Source organism: Planotetraspora kaengkrachanensis (assembly GCF_016862895.1).
GTDB lineage: Bacteria > Actinomycetota > Actinomycetes > Streptosporangiales > Streptosporangiaceae > Planotetraspora > Planotetraspora kaengkrachanensis.
This window is the reverse complement of the sequence record NZ_BONV01000054.1, coordinates 37,911-58,280: the sequence shown is the minus strand read 5'-3', so window position 1 is coordinate 58,280 and position 20,370 is coordinate 37,911. Positions and strand designations below refer to the sequence as shown.

Genomic DNA, 20,370 nt, shown 5'->3' with positions numbered 1-20,370 from the left:
CCTAGGAACCTCTTCCTTATCGGGGAACAGGGACGCCGGAACTGCCCGGCTACGTTGCCAACCTGCGTTGAGCGTCCATCGTCTTCCGCCACTGTCCAGCGTCGTCCGTTGGCGTTGTCACGCAGTTCGTCACGCAGAGACATCCCCTCTGCGACTCGCTGGGCCAAGGTCACGTCCGTCGAGTACCTCGATGTGGGTGATGGCCGTCGCGGTCGGGTTCAAGCTCAGCCAGATGACGGACTCGCCGTCGCGTTCCGACTCCACCATCCAGGAACTCGACGAACCCGGTGGAGCGGTCAAGAGGTTGGTGCATGTGGCGCTACAGGTGCACACGCCGTAGAACAGCAGGTCTTCCACCGCGTCCGCCAGGGGGTCGTTCTCGTTCTGGACTCGCAGCAGCGCGAGGTCGGGAAACACATCCACCAGGTGCGGGTGCTGTCCGGCAGTCACAGCGTGCACGATACACAAAGCAGCGCTGCCGCAATTCACTCAGTTGGTCACGCGTCGAACCTACGCGCGTGAGGGGTTTGCCAAGGTCGCCGAGTATCAGCGGCGCGGCCTGGCCCACTTTCACGCGATCATCCGCCTGGACGGTCCCGAGGGGGCGCACGAGCCGCCTCCCGACTGGGCCGATCATGACCTGCTGGTCCGTGCGATCCCTCCCGCCGCCAAACGGGTGTCGGTGAAGTCGCCGGTCAGCGATCTCGGTCGCCGGGTACTGCGATGGGGTGACCAGCTCGACATCCGTCCCGTCCTGCTCGACCCCAAGGCTGAAGGGCTGAGCGAACGCGCGGTCGCGGGCTACATCGCCAAGTACGCCACCAAGGGCGCGGAAGCCTCCGGCACCGTAGATCACCGGCTGTCCTGCTCGTCCTGCGGCGGACTGGGCCGAGTGAACGTCCTGGCCCCCTGCGAACGCTGCCACGGCACCGGCCTCAAACCCGGACTGCTCCTGGACGCACTCCCCGTCACCGATCATGCCCGACGCATGATCCGCACCTGCTGGGACCTCGGCGCACGACCGGAGTTCAGCACCCTGCGACTACGACCCTGGGCGCACATGCTCGGCTTCCGGGCCACTTCTCCACCAAGAGCCGCGCCTACTCAAGAGCGCCGGGCTCAACCCTGCCGACTGGTCGCCTCGCGAGTTGCGACACAGCTTCGTGTCCCTGCTCTCCGACAACGGCATCCCTCTGGAAGAGATCTCCCGGCTGGCCGGCCACAGCAGCACCGCCGTCACCGAGTTGGTCTACCGCAAGCAGATCCGGCCCGTGCTCCAGGGTGGCGCCGTCGTCATGGACCGCATCTTCAAATCATGATCGAAAAGGGTAGTCACTCAGATAGACACCCAAGAGGCCCCCATGATCATCATGAGGGCCTCTGAACTGGAGCCGCCTAAGGGAATCGAACCCTTGACCCCTTCATTACGAGTGAAGTGCTCTGGCCGACTGAGCTAAGGCGGCGCGCCGCAGAACGGCACGGCAAGTCTACAGGTTCGGCGGGGGTTCTCGCGCACCCTGATCGCCCCCGCCGTCCGATGGTTTTCGAGCTATCCGGCCTCCGGGCAGACCATGTCATTCTTGGGCACGCGCAGCGCGATCAGATAGTCGTCGACAGCGGTGTCCACGCAGGCAGAGCCCGTCCGATAGGCGGTGTGCCCGTCACCGTCGTAGCCCAGCAGGACACCCGAGGACAGCTCCGAGGCCAGCCCCTTCGCCCATTCGTACGGCGTGGCGGGATCACGGACAGTGCCCACGACGAGGATGGGCGGAGCCCCCTCGGCCTTGAGTGGCTTGACGCTGTCCGCGGCGTCGCCACCCGCCGCCTTCACCGGCCAGAACGAGCAGGGGAACGACCCCCACATCACGAAGGACCCGAAGTGCGGGGCCGCCTTGGCCGCGTCGACGGCGGCCTTCTCATAGGTGGCCGTGCCCTTCGGGTACGGATGATCCACGCAGTTGATCGCCATGTTCGACTCGGTCTGGTTGGAGTAGACGCCATCCGGCCGCCTGTCCACCAGGATGTCCGCCATGCGGAGGAGATCGGAACCGTCCCCCTTGAAGGCCTGACCGAGGGCCGCCCGCAGCCTCGGCCACTGCTGGTGGTCGTACAGCGGGGTGACGATGCCGAGCACCGTCCAGGCCTCGCCGATCACGCGGCCGTCCCCGAGGTCGTTGCGCAACGGGTGCTCGTCCGCCTTCTGAAGCAGGCCTGAGACCTCCGCCATCGCACCGTCGACCGTACGGCTGGTGAAGGGGCACCCGCTGGCCCGCAGGCAGTCCTCGGTGAAGGCCTTCAGCGCCACCTCGAACCCCTGGGCCTGGACCTTGTTGGCCGAGAACGAGGAGACCGCCGGGTCGACGGCGCCGTCCAGGACGAGGGCGCGCACCCTCTTCGGGAACAGATCCGCGTACAGCGCGCCGAGGTAGGTGCCGTAGGACTTGCCGAGATACGTCAGTCCGGAGTCGCCGACGACCCCGCGCAGCACGTCCATGTCCCTGGCCGCGTTGGCCGTACCGACGAACGGGAGCAGGCTGCCCGATTTCGCCTGGCAGGCGGCGGCGAAGGACTTCGAGCCGTTCTCCTGAGCCGCGATCTCGGCCGGCGTGTCCGGACTTCCGTCCAGACCCACGTAGGCGTCCAGTTGGTGGCTCGTCATGCACGTGACGGGGGCCGACTCCCCCACGCCGCGCGGGTCGAAGCCGACGATGTCGAACCGGGCGCGCAGGTCGTCGCTGAACAGGAACGGAGCCGCCCGGGCGTACTGGATTCCCGACGCACCCGGCCCGCCGGGGTTGATGAACAGCGATCCCATGCGCTCACCCGTGGCGGGCAGCCGGATCGCGCTGATCTCGATCTGCTCCCCCGACGGCTTCGCGTAGTCGAGGGGGACCTTGACCTTCGCGCACTCGAAGCCCTCACCGCAGCCTGCCCAGTCGGGCGTCTGGCTGTAGAAGGACTGCAGCGCCGCGGTCGGCGCCTTCCTGGCGTCGGTCCCGGTCTTCGCCGGAGATTCCTGGCTCGTCGAGCACGCGCCCACGAGCGCAGCGATCAGCAGGGCCGCTGTGCCAGCGGCCAAAAGTCGGTTGGTCACGCCTCATCCGTCCCGTAGGCCGAGTCATACGCCTTACGCGGAGCGCAGACACTCGCCTTGGAACAGGCACAGCGCCGACCCCCGTCGTTCAGCCGTACGATCACCGAGTCTGACGGAACGTTGTGCCCGACGACGGTTCCCGGGCCTTCCGGCGTGTCCACAGCGAGCCCGGTACGTGGTGCAGATGCCCTGAATTCCTGGTAGAGCGGGTGCTCGTACTTCAGACAGCACATCAGACGACCGCATGCTCCCGCGATTCTGAGCGGATTGACGGGAAGATCCTGATCTTTGGCCATGCGGACCGATACGGGCTCGAAGTCCTTCAGGAAGGTCGCACAACACAGATCGCGGCCGCACGGGCCGATGCCGCCCTGGAGCCTCGCCTCATCGCGCGGGCCGATCTGGCGTAACTCCACCCGGGCGCGCAGGTTCCTGGCGAGATCACGGACGAGCGCCCGGAAGTCGACCCGGTGCGGCGCGGAGAAGTAGACGGTGTAGACGTTGTCGGCGTCCAGATAGTCGACGCCGACCACCTTCATCGGGAGCTCGTGCCGCTTGATCAGTCGCTTGGAGACGCTTCGTGCCTCGGCGCGACGGCGGCGGTTCCCCTCGTCGCGGCTCAGATGCTCGGTGGCGGCGATTCCCTGGCAGACCGGAAGGCCGTCGACGTCCTCGCTCACGTATTGCGGCGCCCACACGCACTCGGCCACCTCGGGACCGGTGTCGGTCGGCACCAGCACCTTGTCGCCCACCTTGGGACTGTGGCCACCGGGGTCGAGATAGTAGAGCCGACCGTAACGGGTGAAGCTCACGGCCATGATCATGCCCAAGAGCCGGCCCTCCTCGATCTCGTACGGCTTTCGCCGTGCCCCCCACCATACGTGGCGCCCACCACAATCGGTCAGGGCCTCCGGTCGACTCCTGCCGGAATCATCATGCCGAAAGCTCCTATTTCGGGCAGTCCAGATGGCCAGAGGCTGCGATTTCGCCCGCGGCAGACGAGAAGCGAGTCAGACCAGATAGGGGTCGCGAAGCGCCAGGGCCATGGCCTCCACGGCGATCTGAGGGTTCACGTTGGCGGCCAGTCGCTCGCGGCACAACATGATCGCATCCGTACGGCGAAGCGTGTCGACGGGCGAGGACTTGCGCGCCAGCGTCTCCACCTCGTGCCGCCGGTCCTCGTTGGCCAACTCGACCTGCGCCCCGAACTGAACGGCCAGCACATCGCGATAGAAGGCCACGAGGTCGAGCAGGGCGAGATCCAGCGAGTCACGCTTGATCCGGGTGGCCCGCGACTTCTGCATGGTCTCGAGCTCTTTCAGCGCCCCGGCGCCTCCGCGGACCAGCCCCTTGTTGAGCCCCTTGCCGGACGAGCCCTCGCCGTACACCTTGCGCAGTTCGGTCGTCTCGGCCTCGTTCAGAGCCGTCGTGGCCGCATCCGCGTCCGCGGTCGAAGTCTTCACCAGCCGCTCCGCCGCGGTGATGCAGTCCCCCACGCCGGACAACGACTGGGGGATCGAGAGCACATCGGCCCTGCGCCGCCGTACCTCGTCGTCGAGCGCCAGCCGCCGCGCCCGACCGATGTGCCCCTGCGCCGCCCGGGCGGCGAACAGCGCGGTGTCGGGAGGGACCTCGTCCCTGGTCATCAGCACGTGGGCGACGGCCTCTGTCGAGGGAGTGCGCAGAGTCACCACGCGGCACCGGGACCGGATCGTGATGATCATGTCATCGGGCGAGGGGGCGCACAGCAGCCAGACCGTCCTCGGCGGCGGCTCCTCGATGGCCTTCAGCAACGCGTTGGCCGCGGCCTCCGTCGCCCGGTCGGCGTCCTCGAAGAGCACGATTCGCCAGCGGCCGAGCGTCGGCGCCCCGGCGCCCTTGAGCACGAGGTCGCGCGTCTGCTTCGCACTGTAGGAGAGCCCCTCGGGCCGGACCCAGGTCACGTCGGGATGGGAGCCGATGTCGACCTGGTGGCAGGCGTCGCAGTGTCCACAGCCCTGATCCGGGCACAGAAGCGCGGCGGCGAAGGCTCGGGCGGCGTTGGAACGCCCCGATCCGGGTGGCCCGGTGAACAACCAGGCGTGCGTCATGCCTGCACCGCGTCCTCCGGCGAGGGCGTCGGCAGCGGCCGCTGCCGCCTTCTGGAGCACGGAGACAGCCCGCTCCTGCCCCACCAGATCGCCGAAGACACTCACCCCATCAACCTACCCTCATGATCTTGCCCAAGCCCCCACCCTTCCCCGCGTGATCATGCACAGGTTCGTGGATACGCGTCATGACCTGCTCACCCCTCAGGTGTGATCATGCACAGACTCGGAAAAAGGCCGGCCGACCTGCCAAAACCCAGGCCGTGATCATGCACGGATTCGAGGCAACCACCGCCGAGCTGGGCGAACACATCTCGTGATCATGCATAGCTTCGGCGAGAAGTGGCCCAGCTGCACGAATACCGTTCGTGACCATGCATCGCCCGCGTCAGGCCTGTTGCCAGATCACGGGCTAAGAAATCGCACGTCAAGCGGTGCAACCGAGAATTCGTGCATGATCACGCTTCGCGTTCGGCCAGACCAGCGCCCACATCGCCGAACCCGTGCATGATCACGCGAAACGTCGGTGCTGGTCCGACGGCATGCCCACGAACCTGTGCATGATCACGCCAAGCGTCGGTGCTGGTCCGACGGCATGCCCACGAACCTGTGCATGATCACGCCAAGCGTCGGGGCTGGTCCGACGGCACAGCCACGAACCTGTGCATGATCACGGCGAGGGGGCGGGCGGGGGGTCAGTCGCGGATGGCGGGGATGGTGCCGGTGGCGGCTTCGGCCTCGTGGGGGACGGGGTCGGGGAGGATCTCCCTGACCCGATCCTGGATGACGCGGGACACCTCGGCCTGCGCGAGCGTTCCGTCGACCACGAGATACCGGTCGGGGGCCGCGGCGGCCAGCGCCCGGAACTCCCGCCGGACCCGCTCGTGGAACTCCAGGGGCTCGGCCTCGATCCGGTCGGCGGGAGAGGCCATCCGGCGCAGCCCGACCGACGGAGGCACATCGATCAGGACGGTCAGGTCGGGCACCAACCCGCCAGTCGCCCACGAGTTGATCTGGGCGACCTCCTCGGGGTCGAGAGCCCGCCCGGCCCCCTGGTAGGCCAGGGACGAGTCGACATAGCGGTCCGTCACGACGGTGGATCCCCGCTGAAGAGCGGGGCGGATGACCTTCTCGACGTGCTCGGCCCGGTCGGCGGCGTACAGCAGGGTCTCCGAGCGGGCGGACAGGCCCTGGTGGGTCGCGTCGAGCAGGATGGCCCGAAGCCGCATGCCGACCTTGGTCGAGCCGGGCTCCCGGGTCTGGACGACGTCGAAGCCCTGGTCACGCAGCCAGATGGCGAGCAGGCGCGACTGGGTGGTCTTGCCCGAGCCCTCGCCGCCTTCGAACGCTACGAAGAACCCGCGGGGCTGCTCCTCGGTTTCCGGAACGAACTTCTCGCCCTTCAGCGCCGCCATGAGGTCGACGCCGATCGGGATCCCCCGGCGGTCGTCCATGTGCCTGAACGCGAGCAGTCCCACGATCACGGCCAGCAGGGCGGCGATCAGGAGCACCACGTTGGAGCCGTCGAACTGGTAGCTGATCCCGCCGATGGTGAGGACGTGCAGGCCGAAGACGGCGGCCAGACCCGAGGCCACGGCCACGACCACCAGCAGCACGACGCGCGCCATCGACTGCAGGAAGGAGAAGGTACGGCCACGCAGCGCGTCCTCGACCTCCAGCCCGATCATCGTGTAGCCGATGATCCAGGCGATGCCGGCGCAGGCTCCGAGGAGCACGGTCAGCATGACGACGATCACGAGGTCGTGGATCAACGCGATGGCCGCGAGAGTCAGCCCGGCCACGATGATGGACAGCCCGAACATGCGGCGCCGGGAGAGCCCGCCGAGCAGGCGCAGACCGAAGAACATCCCGAGGCCCATGCCGAGGAACACCGCGCAGAAGACCGCGCCGTATCCCGCGTCGCCCCCGTGCAGGGCGCTGACATACGCCTTTCCGACGCCGACGACCGCGCCACCGGCGGCGAACGCGCCGAGCATTCCGATGATCAGGCCCTTGACGACCCGGTTGCCGCCGACGAAGCGCCAGCCGTCCACGATCTGCCCGAGGACGGAGGCGGTGGAGGCCTGGCGGGTGTGGTCCTTGGGGATGCTCCGCAACGTGAAGATCAGGACGGCCGAGGCCAGGTAGGCGACGGCGTTGATGCCGAGCGTCAGGTCGGTCGGCTGCACTCCGGATGCGGGGAAGGCGGTCGTCACCATGCTCGTCAGCGCGGACACGACGGCGAACAGGGCGGCGGCGACGGGGGCGGTGCCGTAGGTGACCAGGAGGTTGAACTGGTTGGCCTCCTCCAGCTTCTCCTTGGGCACCAGGTTGGGGACGGTCGCGTCCTTCGCCGGCACCCAGAAGAGGTTGACGCATTCCACCAGGAACGCGGCGATGAGCACCCACTGGTAGCTGCCGACCAGCGGAATCGACAACACCACGGCGAATCTGACGACGTCGGCCACGACCATCGTCAGGCGACGGTCGAAGCGGTCGGCCACCGTCCCGGCGATCGGCCCGAGCAGGATCGCGGGCAGCATCTTGGCGACGAAGACGCCTCCGACGGCCAGGCTCTGCGCCTGGAAGCCCGAGCCTTGGGTGAGGTTACCCGCGAGAGCCGTCAGCGCGATGATGTTGAGCCAGTCGCCGAGGCTGCACACCCCCATCGCCGTCCAGATCCTGCGGAACGGCGCTATCGCCAGAACATGCGACGTCTTACGTCGCTGGGCTGCCCGACCAGGGGTGCTCATGATGTCAGCGTATCCAGGTGCTCGCTGGGCTGTATGGGGGACGAGCGGGCCGGACAGGACCCCGCCTGCTCGTCGCCTGAGGGTATTACGTCCCGCCGTGTCCCGCACTGTGGACGCGAGGAACGGTCACCTTCTTATGCCCCTTTCCTACGGATATGCCCTGGGCCTAACCCGCCGGGGATTCAGGCGTGCAGTTCGACCAAGGTGATCTCGGGCGGAGCGCCGACACGGACCGGCGGCCCCCAGTATCCGGCGCCCCTGGTGACGTACATCTGCGTCTCCCCGCCACCGGTGCGCGGGAAGGCCGCGAGACCGGCCACCACGGGCTGCTGCAGCTTGACGACCAGGTTGAACGGCGCGATCTGGCCACCGTGGGTGTGCCCGGAAAGCTGCAGGTCGACGCCGTGGCCCGCGGCCGTCTCGACCTGGACCGGCTGGTGCGCGAGCAACACGACCGGCCTGGCGGGGTCCCGGCCGGTCAGCGCCTTGTCGAAGTCGGGGCCGTCTCCGTACGACGCGCCGTTCAGGTCGTTGACCCCGGCGAGGTCGAGCACGGCCCCGCCGTGGCTGATCTCGACCCGTTCGTTGCGCAGCGACCGTACGCCCAGGGAGTCCAGCTCCTCGATCCACTCCTGGGGCCCGCCGGAGGAGTAGTACTCGTGGTTGCCGGTGACGAAATAGGCCCCGTAGCGGGATTCCAGGTCCTTGAGCGGCGCGGCCAGCGCGCCGAGCTCGGCGACGCTGCCGTCTACCAGGTCTCCCACGATCGTGACCACGTCCGCATGGAGACCGTTGATCATCCTGGTGATGCGCCGGGTGTGCCCGATTCCCGTCAGCGGGCCGAGGTGGATGTCGCTGACCACGGCGATGCGCAGCCCGTTCATCCGCGGGTCCAGCCGGGCCAGGCGGATCGGGACCCGTTCGACGACCGGGTCTCCCAGAGCGGTGGTCATGCCGTACCCGACGGTGGCGAGCGCGCCCACGCCCACGACCGCGGACGCCGTGCGGGAGATGAACATCCGCCGGTCGATCCGGCCGGGCGCCGGACCGGCGGGATCCGTGGCCACCGGGTGGCCGTCCTGTACGGCGACGTCAGCGGAAGCGGGAGACGAGGATCCCGGGACGACCTCGGAAGAGGACGTTCCCGAAGCCGCCAGGGCCGCCACCGGCAACTCGCCCCCGGCGGCCGGAGCCCCCGCACCGGCCGCACCGGCTGCAGAGGCCGCAGCGGCCTCGCGACGCTCGATCCGCCGCACCACCAGCAGGGCGAGGGCGCGCGGAATCTCCATGACCAGCGCGAACACCAGCAGGTAGAACATGATCGCCAGCCACAGGTAGCCCGGCCAGGCGAGGAAGTGCTCGAACCCGGTGCCGAAGATCCGGCCGCCCGCACGGGTCAGCACCAGTGGGGCGGCCAGCAGGAACAGGGCCCACACCGCCACCCGCCGCGTGCGGGATCCCGGCGTCGTCGCCGGCCGGATCACACGTCGCCACAGGTAGTAGTGCACGACCGCCACGGCCACCACGATGGCGATCCCAAACCCCACGACGGACTCCCCTCGACCGGCTGACGACGATGCTATGAGCTACCGCCGACAGGTGCGCCGCGCACGCGGGGCCCGCCGCCCCCCTAGGACTTGGCGGCGGGCTTCTTCGTGGTCGTCTTCGCCCTGGTAGAGGTCCGCTTCGGCGCCGGCGCACGCTCTCTGCGCTCGGCGAGCAATTCGGCGGCGCGCTCAATCGTGATCTCTTCGACACCGTCGCCCTTGCGGAGGGACGCGTTGGTCTCGCCGTCGGTGACGTAGGGCCCGAAGCGGCCCTCCTTCACCACCACCGGCTTCTTGGAGTTCGGGTCCACGCCCAACTCCCGCAGCGGCGGGGCGGCCGCCGCGCGCCCGCGGCCACGCGGCTTCGGCTGCGCGAACAACTCCTTGGCCTGCTCGATCGTGACCGTCAGCAGGTCGTCCTCCGACGCGAGGGACCTGGAGTCCGTGCCCTTCTTGATGTACGGGCCGAACCTGCCGTTCTGCGCGGTCACCTCCTCGCCATCGATCTCACCGACCACGCGGGGAAGCGTCAGCAACATCAGCGCCTGCTGAAGAGTGATCGTGTCCAGGGACATCGTCTTGAACAGCGAGCCGGTGCGCGGCTTGACGACGTCGGCCTTCCTGGTCCGCTTCTTCGTGTCGGCGGGCGGCTGCTCCTCCGGCAGGATCTCGGTGACGTACGGTCCGAACCGGCCGTCCTTGGCCACGATCGTGCGGCCGGTGGCCGGGTCGACGCCGAGCTCACGATCCCCGTTCGGGCGCGAGAAGAGCTCCTCGGCCTTGTCGGCGGTCAGCTCGTCGGGGGTCATGTCCTCCGGGATGTTCACCCGGGCGCCCTCGCGGTCGAGGTACGGCCCGTACCGGCCGACCCTGATCACGATGTCGCTGCCCCTGATCGGGAAGGAGCTGATCTCCTTGGCGTCGATCTCGCCGAGGTCGGTGACCATCTCCTTGAGGCCCTCGTCGCCCTCTTCGCCGTAGTAGAACCGGCGCAGCTCAGGCACCCGCTCCGCCCGGTCGTTGGCGATGTCGTCGAGGACCTTCTCCATGTCGGCGGTGAAGTCGTAGTCGACCAGGTTGCCGAAGTGCTGCTCCAGCAGGTTGACCACGGCGAACGCCAGGAAGGACGGCACCAGCGCGGTGCCCTTCTTGAAGACGTACCCGCGGTCGAGGATCGTCCCGATGATCGACGCGTACGTCGACGGGCGGCCGATCTCGCGGTCTTCCAGCTCCTTGACCAGCGAGGCCTCGGTGTAGCGGGCGGGCGGCTTGGTCGAGTGGCCCAGCGCCGTGAGGTCCCTCGCCGTCAGGCGGTCACCCTCGGTCAGGGTGGGCAGGCGCTTCTCCGAGTCGTCCCTGTCGGTGGACGGGTCGTCGGCCCCCTCGACGTACGCCTTGAGGAACCCGTAGAACGTGATCGTCCGGCCGGTGGCGCTGAACTCGACGCTCTCCCCGGTGCTGGACGTGCCGGCGACCTTGACCGACACCGACTCGCCGACGGCGTCCTTCATCTGGGAGGCGACGGTCCGCTGCCAGATCAGCTCGTACAGCCGGAACATGTCGCCGGACAGCCCGGTCTCACCCGGCGTCCGGAACTCCTCGCCGGACGGGCGGATCGCCTCGTGGGCCTCCTGGGCGTTCTTGACCTTGCTCGTGTAGACCCGCGGCTTGTCGGGCACGTAGGCCGAGCCGTACAGCTTGATGGCCTGGCTCCGCGCGGCGGCGACGGCCGTCTCCGACAGCGTGATGCTGTCGGTACGCATGTAGGTGATGAAACCGTTCTCGTAGAGCCGCTGGGCGATCTGCATCGTGTACTTCGCGGAGAAGCCCAGCTTGCGGCTCGCCTCCTGCTGCAGCGTCGTGGTCCGGAACGGCGCGTACGGCTTGCGCGTGTACGGCTTGCGCTCGACGGACCGGACGGCGTAGGAGGAGTCGGCGAGCCTGCCCGCCAGAGCGCGGGCGGACGCCTCGTCGAGGTGGAGGACGCCCGTGCCCTTCAGCGTCCCCTGGGACGTGAAGTCGCGGCCCTGGGCGACGCGCTTTCCGTCGACCCCGGTCAACGCGGCCGTGAAGGTGCTCGGGTCGTCGGTCGAACGGCCCGTGTCGAACAGCGCCTGCAAATCCCAGTAGTTGGCCGCGGTGAACGCCATGCGCTCACGCTCGCGCTCGACCACCAGACGGGTCGCCACCGACTGCACCCGGCCGGCCGACAACTTCGGCTTGACCTTCTTCCACAGGACGGGGCTGACCTCGTAGCCGTAGAGGCGGTCGAGGATCCGGCGGGTCTCCTGGGCGTCGACCAGCCGGAGGTTGAGGTCGCGCGGGTTGGACACCGCGTCCTGGATGGCGTGCGGGGTGATCTCGTGGAAGACCATCCGGTGCACCGGGATCTTCGGCTTGAGCACCTCACGCAGGTGCCACGCGATGGCCTCGCCCTCGCGGTCCTCGTCAGTGGCGAGATAGAGCTCGTCGGCCTCCTTGAGCAGCTGCTTCAGCTTGGAGACCTGAGACTTCTTGTCGGGGTTGACGACGTACAGCGGCTCGAACTCATGGTCGACGTTGACGCCGAGACGCGCCCACGCCTCTCCCTTGAACTTCTCCGGGATGTCATCGGCCTTCTCCGGCAGGTCACGGATGTGCCCGATGCTGGACTCCACGATGTAGCCGCGCCCGAGGTACCCGGCGATCGTCTTCGCCTTGGCAGGCGACTCGACGATCACCAGGCGGGTTCCGCCGGCGTTGCCGTTATTGGCTGGCACGCTGCTTCCTACCTCGCTGTTCGCTGTTCGTTCCCCGTGCTTGCGGGCCTTGCGTTCCCGACCACTGGCGTCCTTCGTCCCTCTGACCCCGGGCGGCACGGCGCCTGCCGCCTTGTTCGTCCCCGGCCAGGGAGCCGATTTGAAGGTACCTGGATCCGCAAGTCCCTCCCCCTCGGGCTACCCGGTTCTCTCCCGGGATCTAACCCGCCTGGACCCGTTATCCACGAGGACGCAGAATAGAGCCGTTCGGGTTCCCTAGCACGCCCCTCGGAGACTAATCGCTGTGCTGGATTACTCCTACATGGACATCTATCTGCCACGTGGCACCTCGCGGGAGATAGCGAGGCAGATGCTGACGGAGCACGCCCAGCACGGTAGCTGGGAGATCGACCGTCTGCGCCTGTATCCCGACGGGAGCAGGCGTATCCGCCTGCGGCGCAAGGTCATCCGTGCAGTTCGCACCATGTGAGTAATAGTCACGTGATCGACCGGCCAAATGCGCTTTGCCCGCCCCGGGCCGCGCCCCCGGAACGGGCAAAGCATCTGTGCTCACCTCCGTCTGGACGACGGGGGAGCGTCTCTGGTCGTCCACGCCCGGCGTGGGACGGGCGACTGATGCGCCGTCCCTCACCCTGACGCGGACGAGTGATATTTGTTACTTTCCGCCAGTGCTTCCTCCACCGAGGCGTCTTCCGGCGAAAAGCTGTGAAGGGCTTGGTGCCACATCCAGCCGGAACGGGTTCCCGCTGGGATCAGTTCCGGCCGGGTCCTCCCCGGCCGGAGTCGCTTCGGACCGATGTCACTTCCGGCCGACGCGGACGCGCCGGGTCACGGCGAACAGGCTCGCCGAAGCGGCGAACATGGCACCAAGGAGCAGGGCGGCGAGCGAGCCGGAGTTCATGCCGGTCACGCCGACCGGCTGCTCCGCGCTCATCAGGCCGAGGTTCTTGAGGGGCAGCGCGTCGGTCGTCTCGTCGAGGTCGCTCGTCGGCAGCGCGTCGGTCACGCCGCTGACGGTGTTCTTGCCCGTCAGGGTGCGCGCCGTCTTGTCCAGGCTGCCGCTGGGCAGCGCCTCCGGGGCGCCCGGCAGCGCCGGGAGGCCCGTCATGCTCGGCAGGTCGCCGACGGCCGGCGCCGACGGAGTCGCCGCCGCGCTCATCTGCTGCACGCCGTTGGCCTCCTTCAGCCCCGACAGGGCGGGAACGGCGGGGAGAGCGGACATCCCGTCACGGGCCGCCGCCTGGTGCTGAGGACGGCCCCAGGCGTGGCGGTCGTACCGGCCGTGCTGCGAGCCGACCTGGGCTCCGCCCAGGCACCCGGCGGCGGCGTCGCCCAGAACGGCGACGGCGTTGCCGCACACGTTCACGGGAGCCGTGATCGGGGCGACGATCTGGTTGCCCGCGAGGATGCCGTACCGGCCCGAGGTGGTGTTGTGGCCCCCGCCGACCCCGCCGAGCACCGAGGCGCCGCCGGCGCAGTTCGCGTTCGACCGGCCGAGCACCGCGACCGCGTTGCCGCACAGGTTGACGGGGGCGGTGATGGGCGCCACGACCTGGTTGCCGCCCAGGATGGACGAGCGGCCCGAGGTGACGTTGTGGCCCGACCCGCTCCTGGCCCACCAGGCGCCCTTCACGGACGCGCCGCCCTTGCAGCCGCCGAAGGCGTCGCCGAGCAGGGCCACGGCGTTGCCGCAGATGTTGATCGGGAGGGTGATCGGCGCGACCACCTGGTTGCCGCCCCCGATGGAGGAACGACCGTCGGTGACGTTACGGCCGCTCCAGCCGCCGGGGGTGGGGTGCTTGACGCTGGCACCGCCGCCGCAGCTCGCGCTGCCGTTGCCGATCGCGTTGCCGCAGACGTTCACCGGAGCGGTGATCGGCGCGACCACCTGGTTGCCGCCCCCGATGGAGGAACGACCGTCGGTGACGTTGCGGCCGCCGCTGCCCTTCGAGCCGCCCTTCCAGCCGCCCTTCCAGCCTCCGTGACCGCCGCCCTTCCAGCCGCCGTAGCCGCCGTGACCGTGGCCGCCGCCGGAGACGGACGCGCCGCCCTTGCAGCCGGAGAACGACCGGCCGAGGACGGCGACGGAGTTGCCGCAGACGTTGATCGGCGCGGTGACGGGCGCGATGATCTGGTTGCCGCCCAGGATGGACGAGCGACCCGAGGTGACGTTGTGGCCCGCTCCGCCCCGGCGGGAGCCCTGGACGGACGCGCCGCCCTTACAGCCCGCGGTCGCGTTGCCGAAGATCGCCACGGAGTTGCCGCAGGCGTTGATCGGCGCCGTGATGGGCGCGACGATCTGGTTGCCGCCCAGGATGGACGAGCGACCCGAGGTGACGTTGTGGCCCGCTCCGCCGCTGCCGGAGTTCTTGACCGTCGCGCCGCCCTTGCAGCCCGCGTCGGCGTTGCCGAAGATCGCCACGGCGTTGCCGCAGGCGTTGATCGGCGCCGTGATCGGAGCGTTGACCTGGTTGCCGCCCAGGATGCTGTGCGCACCCGAGGTCCGGCCCGAGATGCCGCCGCCGTTCCCGCCCTGGACCGACGCTCCCCCCTTGGAGGACGCGTCGGCGTCGCCGGCGATGGCCACGGCGTTCCCGCTGATGTCGATCGGCACGGTTATCGGCAGGTTCAGCTGGTTGCCGCCACCGATCGAGCCGTCGCCGCCGGTGTCGGCGTGAGCCGTGCCGCTGCCGAGAGCCATGACGCCGGCGGCCAGAAACGCTGCGGGGGCTGAGCCCTTCGCCCACGTTCGCATAATGAATGCTCCTATGTCGTTCTTTAGGGGGTTTCCTGACAGCTCGAGACATGCGTCCAGGCCAAGGCACCACTGGACCGTGGATCGTCAGTCACGAGATGGAGAGATTCCGCGTCACCCGCGCGGAGCCCGCCGGGCCGTGGGTGAACGGCTCAGGGCAGGCGTCGGCACCGGCCACTCGTCTAAGGGGAGAGCCGGCGCTGAGGCGGGATCAGTCTGGAGAGAAAGAAGGGTCATCCGCCGCTGTGCGGACGACCGGAGGAACCACTGCCGCCAGAGGGGCGCGCAGCGAAGTGAGACGCGGCTCAAGAACCGGCCGCGCGAGATCCCCGAACATGGAGGATCCACTGCCCGCCTGCGGAACCAGCCCATGGTTGTCCGGGGCGTGGTCCACAGTGGACGGTGAGGGGAGCACGGGCTTCGATTGACTGGTCATCCCGTCGACCGTGCGCCCCGCCATGGCCGCGGCGTTCGCCGGGGCGTCGTCACTCACCGTGGGGAAATCACCGGAGCCCTCCGTGAAGCCCCCGTCGGCGGCCGCGGGCGACCCGCTGAAGCCCGCCACGGGGAGAACATCGGAGAGCGCCGATCCGGCGGCGACATGCGAGAGGGCCGTCTGCGCCACGGACGTCGCCGTGCCGAAGACACCGAAGATCACACCGAGCAGCCATCCGACGGCGATCAGCCCGCCGATGACCAGAAGGGGACCCAGTCGGGAACCGGCCGCGAACCGCGCCATCCGGTCGCCCCTGCCGGGCTCGGGAGCGTCGGCCGCGCACCGGACAGCGGCGGGCATGGGCGCCCCCCACTGCAGCTCCGGCGTGCGCGTCACACGACCTCCCGAGTCCGTGGAGTCCGCCCGGTGCGGATCCCGCCCTCAACGCAGAGTCACTGTAGCCGCACACCACGTGATCACAAGAGATTTCTCAGCAGTAATCGAGGAATCGGTCAAGAACGCGGACCCCAAACCGGAGCGAATCCACCGGAACCCGCTCGTCGATGCCATGGAACATCCCAGAGAAGTCCAAGTCCGGGGGAAGCTGGAGCGGCGCGAAACCGAACCCGCGGATCCCGAGGCGGCTGAAGGCCTTGAGGTCCGTCCCACCGCTGAGCGTGTACGGCACGACCTTCGCGCCGGGGTCCTCCTCGTGCAGGGCGTCGGCCATCGCCTTGACGAGGTCCCCGGTGAACGGGGTCTCGACCGCCACGTCGTGGTAGACGAACTCCCGGGTGACGTTCGGCCCGAGCAGTTCGTCGACCGTCCGGAAGAACTCGTCCTCGTAACCGGGGAGGAACCGCCCGTCGACATGGGCGGTCGCCGACTGCGGGATGACGTTGGCCTTGTACCCCGCCGCGAGCATGGTCGGGTTGGCCGTGTTGCGCAGCGTGGCGCCGATCATCCGGGCCAGGAGGCCGAGCTCGGCCACCGCGGCCTCCGCGTCCTCGGCCTTCACCTCGACCTCGAAGACCTCGTCGAAGAAGGACTGGACGGTGGAGGTGAGCCGTACCGGCCACTCGTAGCGGCCGAGACGCCCGACCGCCTCGGCGAGCTCGGTGACCGCGTTCTCGTCGTTGAGCATCGAACCGTGGCCGGCCCGGCCCTTGGCCGTCAGCCGCATCCAGGCGATGCCCTTCTCCGCCGCCTCGATCAGGTAGAGCCTGCGCGAGCCCCCGTCCTGCGCGTCCATGGTCACGCTGAAGCCGCCGACCTCCCCGATCGCCTCCGTGCAACCTGCGAAGAGATCGCGGTGGTTCTCCACAAGCCACTGCGCGCCGTAGTTGCCGCCCGCTTCCTCGTCGGCCGTGAAGGCGAGGACGACGTCACGCGAGGGCCTGCGTCCCGCGCTGAGGCGCTGCCGCACGACGGCCAGGATCATGGCGTCCATGTTCTTCATGTCGACCGCGCCGCGCCCCCAGACGCAGCCGTCGGCGACCTCGCCGCTCAGCGGGTGGTGACGCCAGTCGGCCGCGTCGAACGGCACCACGTCCAGGTGCCCGTGGAGCAGCAGGCCGTCCCTGCCGGGGTCGGTCCCCTCGATGCGGGCGATCACATTCGCCCGCCCGCCGTCTGACTCGAGGATCTCCGGCTCCAGGCCCACGTCGGCGAGCTTGGCGGCCACGTATTCCGCGGCCTTGCGCTCTCCGGGGCCGGAATTGTCCCCGGCGTTCGTCGAGTCGATCCGGATGAGGTCGCCACACAACTCGACGACTTCGTCCTCGCCGTTCAATGGGGTCATTGCGCCTCCTCGCGCTCGTTGCCGGCCCGGCTCGCGATCTTGTACGGCATGCGGCCGGAACGGCTCGCGCCTCCATCCTGCCGTCGGCCGACCTGGATCATCACCACGGGCCGGGCGCAAGCCGTACGCCGCCCTGATTCTCGGTATGAAGCAGCCGCGGGACAGTGCTAACCTGTATCAGCCGACGCGGGATGACGGTCTCGCGTGCAGGCACCACGTCCGGGTGGCGGAATAGGCAGACGCGCTAGCTTGAGGTGCTAGTGCCCAGTGATGGGCATGGGGGTTCAAGTCCCCCCTCGGACACCAACCTCGGTCCCGAATCTGTGCAGGTCACAGGCTCGGGACTTTTTCATTTTCCGGAGCAGGCCGCCCCGGGCGCCGGCGGCGCCCCGGAGTGATCGCGATCCCCTCGGCGACGCGCACCCACGACCGGGCCTCGCCCTCGGCACCCGCTCATCACCCGTCACATGAACATCTGAGCGGAGGCGGGAATCGAGTCGGGTCGCCTCTGTTCGACTGGGTACGCGGTGATTGAGGCACACGTGACTGATATGCGGCTCATGCCGCAATAGATGGGTTCGAGTCGCATACGCATTAATGGTCTTGATTTGTCGCTTTGGAACGATATTCTTCCTACCTCTCTCCGCCCCCATCGAAGAGGCAGCCTTGCGCCGTACTCTCCTGGGGCTGCCCGGCATCCTGACGACGATCAGCCTGGCAACCCCTCCCGCCCACGCGGACACGACCAAAAGCACGACCAAAAGCACGACGAAGATCACGCTGACGGCCGCGTCCGACCTCACCGGTGCCTGGCCTTCGAAACCGGCGGAACAGTGACGACCGATCCCACGGGCCGGTTCACCGTGCCCGTGAAGGCCGGCTACCACTCCTCCGCGGCGAGCAAGTACATCCACGTCGCGCTCCGCTAACCGTGCACCCCCAAGGAGAAACTGTGGGGCCATCGACCCACGTTCCAGCCGAGCCACCGCACGGACCACGACGCTCCGTACGGCAGGCCCGAATCACCACCCGCGTGGCGGCCGCCGCGCTCGCACTCGCGTCCGCCGCGCTGCCGCTCGCCGTGAACGCGCCGCAGGCCCAGGCCGCCGCGGCCCAGGAAGTCGTACTCCCGCCCATCACCGGCAACGTCAAACTCGTCGGGTTGACCCTCTACCGGGGCTTCCTCAACCGAGTGGTCCGTTCCTCCGACCAGCTCGACGTGTACAAGACGAACGTGGGCATCGGGGCCGCACCGGTCGCCGGTACGACCACGGGGCTGGGGTTCATTCCTCCCACGTGGAAAACGCCGTCGTGTTCGGCCGCCGTGGAGTGCGTGCGACTGGTGGAGGGAAACGAGTCCGGTCTCGCCCACCTGATCGAGGAGAACGGCCGTACGTACCTCATGCTCGGTGTGGGCTCGTCCCTCATGCTCCCGATACCCGGACGCGGCGGGCAGGTCAGGGACGCGTCAGGTGACTACGCGGTGGTCGACGGCGGCTCGCCGAGGACCCAATACATCGTCAGCTCCTCCGGGAGCCCGAACGTGCTGCGCAGCCGCCCCGTCCAGGCCGCGGCGCTCTGGTACAGCACCCTGTGGAGCGCCAGCGCGAGCAGCCCCGGCACGTTGACCGCCGAGAGGCTGACCCCGAGCGTCACCACCCCGGGCAAGCCCGTCCGCACCGTGAAGACCGGCGTGGCCTGTGTGCCCACCGAACTGCAGGCGACCAACCACTGGCTCTACTGGTCCTGCGGCGACGGCAAGCGGGCCGGCGTGTACGACCTGGCCCGGAACCGCGGGTTCGCTGTGCCGTCCGGTCCGTCCATGCTCGGGGACGGCTACGTCGTACGTAACGACCGGACGGCGCACGAGCTGAAGCTGACCGACTTCCACACCGGCGCCCCGGCCGCGGAGCGCCGCATCGGCGACCTGCCGCCGAGCGGCCTTCCCGACGAGTCCAGGATCACCTGGGCGGTGGACAAGTACAGCGGCCACATCGCCTGGGTCGACGGGGAACACTACGTGCACGTCCGCGCGGACGGAGTCCCGAACTCCGCGCCCGTGATCGGCGACGCGGTGCTCCCGACCATCATCGAGCCGAGAGTGCTGACCTGGTACTCGCACCGTTGGCTGAGCCGTCCGGTCGACTCCTGGGAACTGGGCATCTCCTCCAAGGTCACCGGCCGCCGGGTGGCGACGTTTCGGGGCGGCGCCGCACGTGGCGACGAACCGATAAGCGCCTTCTGGAACGGCAAGGAGCCGAACGGCGCCTTCGCGCCCAGCGGACCCTACGTCTGGAATCTGACCGTGAAGTACGACGGGAGGACCTCCGCCACCCAGGTGGGCAGCGGCACCGTCCCAGTGTGGTGCGGCCGTCTGCTGACCCATGTCTATGACTGTGACGGCATCCCCGACCTGCTGGGCATCCGCACGGACGGGCGGACGTACTCGTGGGCGGGCCTGTCGAAGGGAACGCTGCGCAACGACGGGTGGATAGCGACGTGGCCGACCTCGTCCCTGCTGGTGCCGATCGGCGACCTCAACGGCGACGGAAACGCGGACCTGCTCGTGCGCAACTCCAAGGGCGCCGTACGGGCGTACTGGGGCCGGGGCTACAGCGAATTCTCCCCGACGCTCAAGTCCACCGCGATCACCACCGGGTGGAACAGGTACAACGTGCTGACCTCCCCCGGCGACCTGACCGGTGACGGGCGTGACGACCTGGTCGCACGCGACACCGCGGGCGTGCTGTGGCTCTACCCCGCCAACGGCAGGAGCGGATACGGCACCCGAATCAAGATCGGCTACGGACAGGGCGGCTACACCGCCATGGTCGGCGTCGGCGACCTCAACGGCGACGGAAGGGGCGACCTGGTCGCCCGGGACGCCGCGGGCAACCTCTACCGGATGCTCGGCGCCAACGGCCGCTTCGGCCCGCGGGCCAAGATCGGCGCCGGATGGAACACCTACAACGCCATCATCGGCATCGGCGACATCAACCAGGACGGCAAGAACGACCTGCTGACCCGCGACGCCGCGGGCAACCTCTACCGCTACTCCGGCAACGGAAAGGGCGCGATCAGTCCCAGGGTCAAGATCGGCTCTGGCTGGAACACCTACAAGAAACTCGTCTGAGACCC

Annotated in this window: 13 protein-coding genes, 2 tRNA genes and 1 pseudogene; 5 read left to right on the top strand and 11 right to left on the bottom strand. The window is 68.7% G+C overall.

Features of this window, described 5'->3' with window-relative positions:
- Nucleotides 1-129: 129 nt before the first annotated feature.
- Nucleotides 130-450: a hypothetical protein gene (locus tag Pka01_RS38145; protein WP_203887870.1), complete on the bottom strand. Its 321-nt coding sequence runs from the start codon at nt 448-450 to the stop codon at nt 130-132.
- Between the two features lie 43 nt (nt 451-493).
- Here Pka01_RS38145 and Pka01_RS41470 point away from each other — a divergent pair.
- Nucleotides 494-1,015 (top strand): annotated as a pseudogene (locus Pka01_RS41470) (replication initiator); the annotation flags it as partial.
- Nucleotides 1,016-1,148: 133 nt separating this feature from the next.
- Complete coding sequence (locus tag Pka01_RS38140; protein WP_239116140.1) at nt 1,149-1,319, top strand: site-specific integrase; 171 nt, start codon at nt 1,149-1,151, stop codon at nt 1,317-1,319.
- Nucleotides 1,320-1,386: 67 nt separating this feature from the next.
- On the opposite strand, the gene Pka01_RS38135 is transcribed toward Pka01_RS38140, so the two are convergent.
- The 7 genes from Pka01_RS38135 to topA all read right to left on the bottom strand — a co-directional run bounded on the left by Pka01_RS38135 (nt 1,387) and on the right by topA (nt 12,240).
- Nucleotides 1,387-1,463 (bottom strand) — tRNA-Thr (locus Pka01_RS38135).
- Between the two features lie 86 nt (nt 1,464-1,549).
- Nucleotides 1,550-3,094, bottom strand: a complete 1,545-nt coding sequence (locus Pka01_RS38130; RefSeq protein WP_203887869.1) for an alpha/beta hydrolase — start codon at nt 3,092-3,094, stop codon at nt 1,550-1,552.
- Nucleotides 3,091-3,918, bottom strand: a complete 828-nt coding sequence (locus Pka01_RS38125) for a PSP1 domain-containing protein (RefSeq protein ID WP_203887877.1) — start codon at nt 3,916-3,918, stop codon at nt 3,091-3,093. Before Pka01_RS38125 ends, Pka01_RS38130 begins: the two co-directional genes overlap by 4 nt.
- Nucleotides 3,919-4,104: 186 nt before the next feature.
- Nucleotides 4,105-5,289, bottom strand: coding sequence for a DNA polymerase III subunit delta' (locus Pka01_RS38120; RefSeq protein ID WP_203887868.1), 1,185 nt, complete (start codon nt 5,287-5,289; stop codon nt 4,105-4,107).
- A gap of 587 nt (nt 5,290-5,876) precedes the next feature.
- On the bottom strand, nt 5,877-7,934 hold the full coding sequence (gene tmk / locus Pka01_RS38115; protein WP_203887867.1) for a dTMP kinase: 2,058 nt from the start codon (nt 7,932-7,934) through the stop codon (nt 5,877-5,879).
- 182 nt (nt 7,935-8,116) lie between these two features.
- Nucleotides 8,117-9,481 (bottom strand): metallophosphoesterase, encoded by a 1,365-nt coding sequence (locus Pka01_RS38110; RefSeq protein ID WP_239116139.1) that lies wholly within the window; start codon nt 9,479-9,481, stop codon nt 8,117-8,119.
- Between the two features lie 83 nt (nt 9,482-9,564).
- A complete protein-coding gene (gene topA / locus Pka01_RS38105) occupies nt 9,565-12,240 on the bottom strand; it encodes a type I DNA topoisomerase (protein WP_203887866.1) in 2,676 nt (891 codons plus the stop codon).
- 283 nt (nt 12,241-12,523) lie between these two features.
- Here topA and Pka01_RS38100 point away from each other — a divergent pair, with 283 nt between their 5' ends.
- Nucleotides 12,524-12,709, top strand: a complete 186-nt coding sequence (locus Pka01_RS38100) for a DUF5703 family protein (protein ID WP_203887865.1) — start codon at nt 12,524-12,526, stop codon at nt 12,707-12,709.
- A gap of 330 nt (nt 12,710-13,039) precedes the next feature.
- Here the strand turns inward: Pka01_RS38100 and Pka01_RS41055 are convergent, their stop codons facing one another.
- From Pka01_RS41055 to Pka01_RS38070, 3 genes are all read right to left on the bottom strand, one after another.
- The gene (locus tag Pka01_RS41055; protein WP_239116137.1) at nt 13,040-14,995 is read right to left on the bottom strand and encodes a chaplin family protein; all 1,956 of its coding nucleotides are present in this window, start codon (nt 14,993-14,995) and stop codon (nt 13,040-13,042) included.
- 211 nt (nt 14,996-15,206) lie between these two features.
- Nucleotides 15,207-15,827, bottom strand: coding sequence for a hypothetical protein (locus Pka01_RS38075; protein ID WP_239116134.1), 621 nt, complete (start codon nt 15,825-15,827; stop codon nt 15,207-15,209).
- Nucleotides 15,828-15,921: 94 nt separating this feature from the next.
- Nucleotides 15,922-17,232 carry a M20/M25/M40 family metallo-hydrolase gene (locus Pka01_RS38070; protein WP_203887864.1) on the bottom strand — a complete coding sequence of 437 codons (1,311 nt, stop codon included), beginning with the start codon at nt 17,230-17,232 and terminating at the stop codon, nt 15,922-15,924.
- A 217-nt stretch (nt 17,233-17,449) separates the two neighbouring features.
- Between Pka01_RS38070 and Pka01_RS38065 the strand changes: the two genes are divergently transcribed.
- Together Pka01_RS38065 and Pka01_RS38060 are read left to right on the top strand one after the other, a co-directional pair.
- A tRNA-Leu gene (locus Pka01_RS38065) sits at nt 17,450-17,538 on the top strand.
- 646 nt (nt 17,539-18,184) lie between these two features.
- Complete coding sequence (locus Pka01_RS38060) at nt 18,185-20,365, top strand: FG-GAP repeat domain-containing protein (RefSeq protein WP_203887863.1); 2,181 nt, start codon at nt 18,185-18,187, stop codon at nt 20,363-20,365.
- Nucleotides 20,366-20,370: the final 5 nt, after the last annotated feature.

What these genes read in the sequence shown, in the direction of transcription:
- Pka01_RS38125 (WP_203887877.1), bottom strand. Translation starts at nt 3,918, where the DNA reads ATGATCATGGCCGTGAGCTTCACCCGTTACGGTCGGCTCTACTATCTC.
- tmk (WP_203887867.1), bottom strand. Translation starts at nt 7,934, where the DNA reads ATGAGCACCCCTGGTCGGGCAGCCCAGCGACGTAAGACGTCGCATGTT.
- Pka01_RS41055 (WP_239116137.1), bottom strand. Translation starts at nt 14,995, where the DNA reads ATGCGAACGTGGGCGAAGGGCTCAGCCCCCGCAGCGTTTCTGGCCGCC.
- Pka01_RS38070 (WP_203887864.1), bottom strand. Translation starts at nt 17,232, where the DNA reads ATGACCCCATTGAACGGCGAGGACGAAGTCGTCGAGTTGTGTGGCGAC.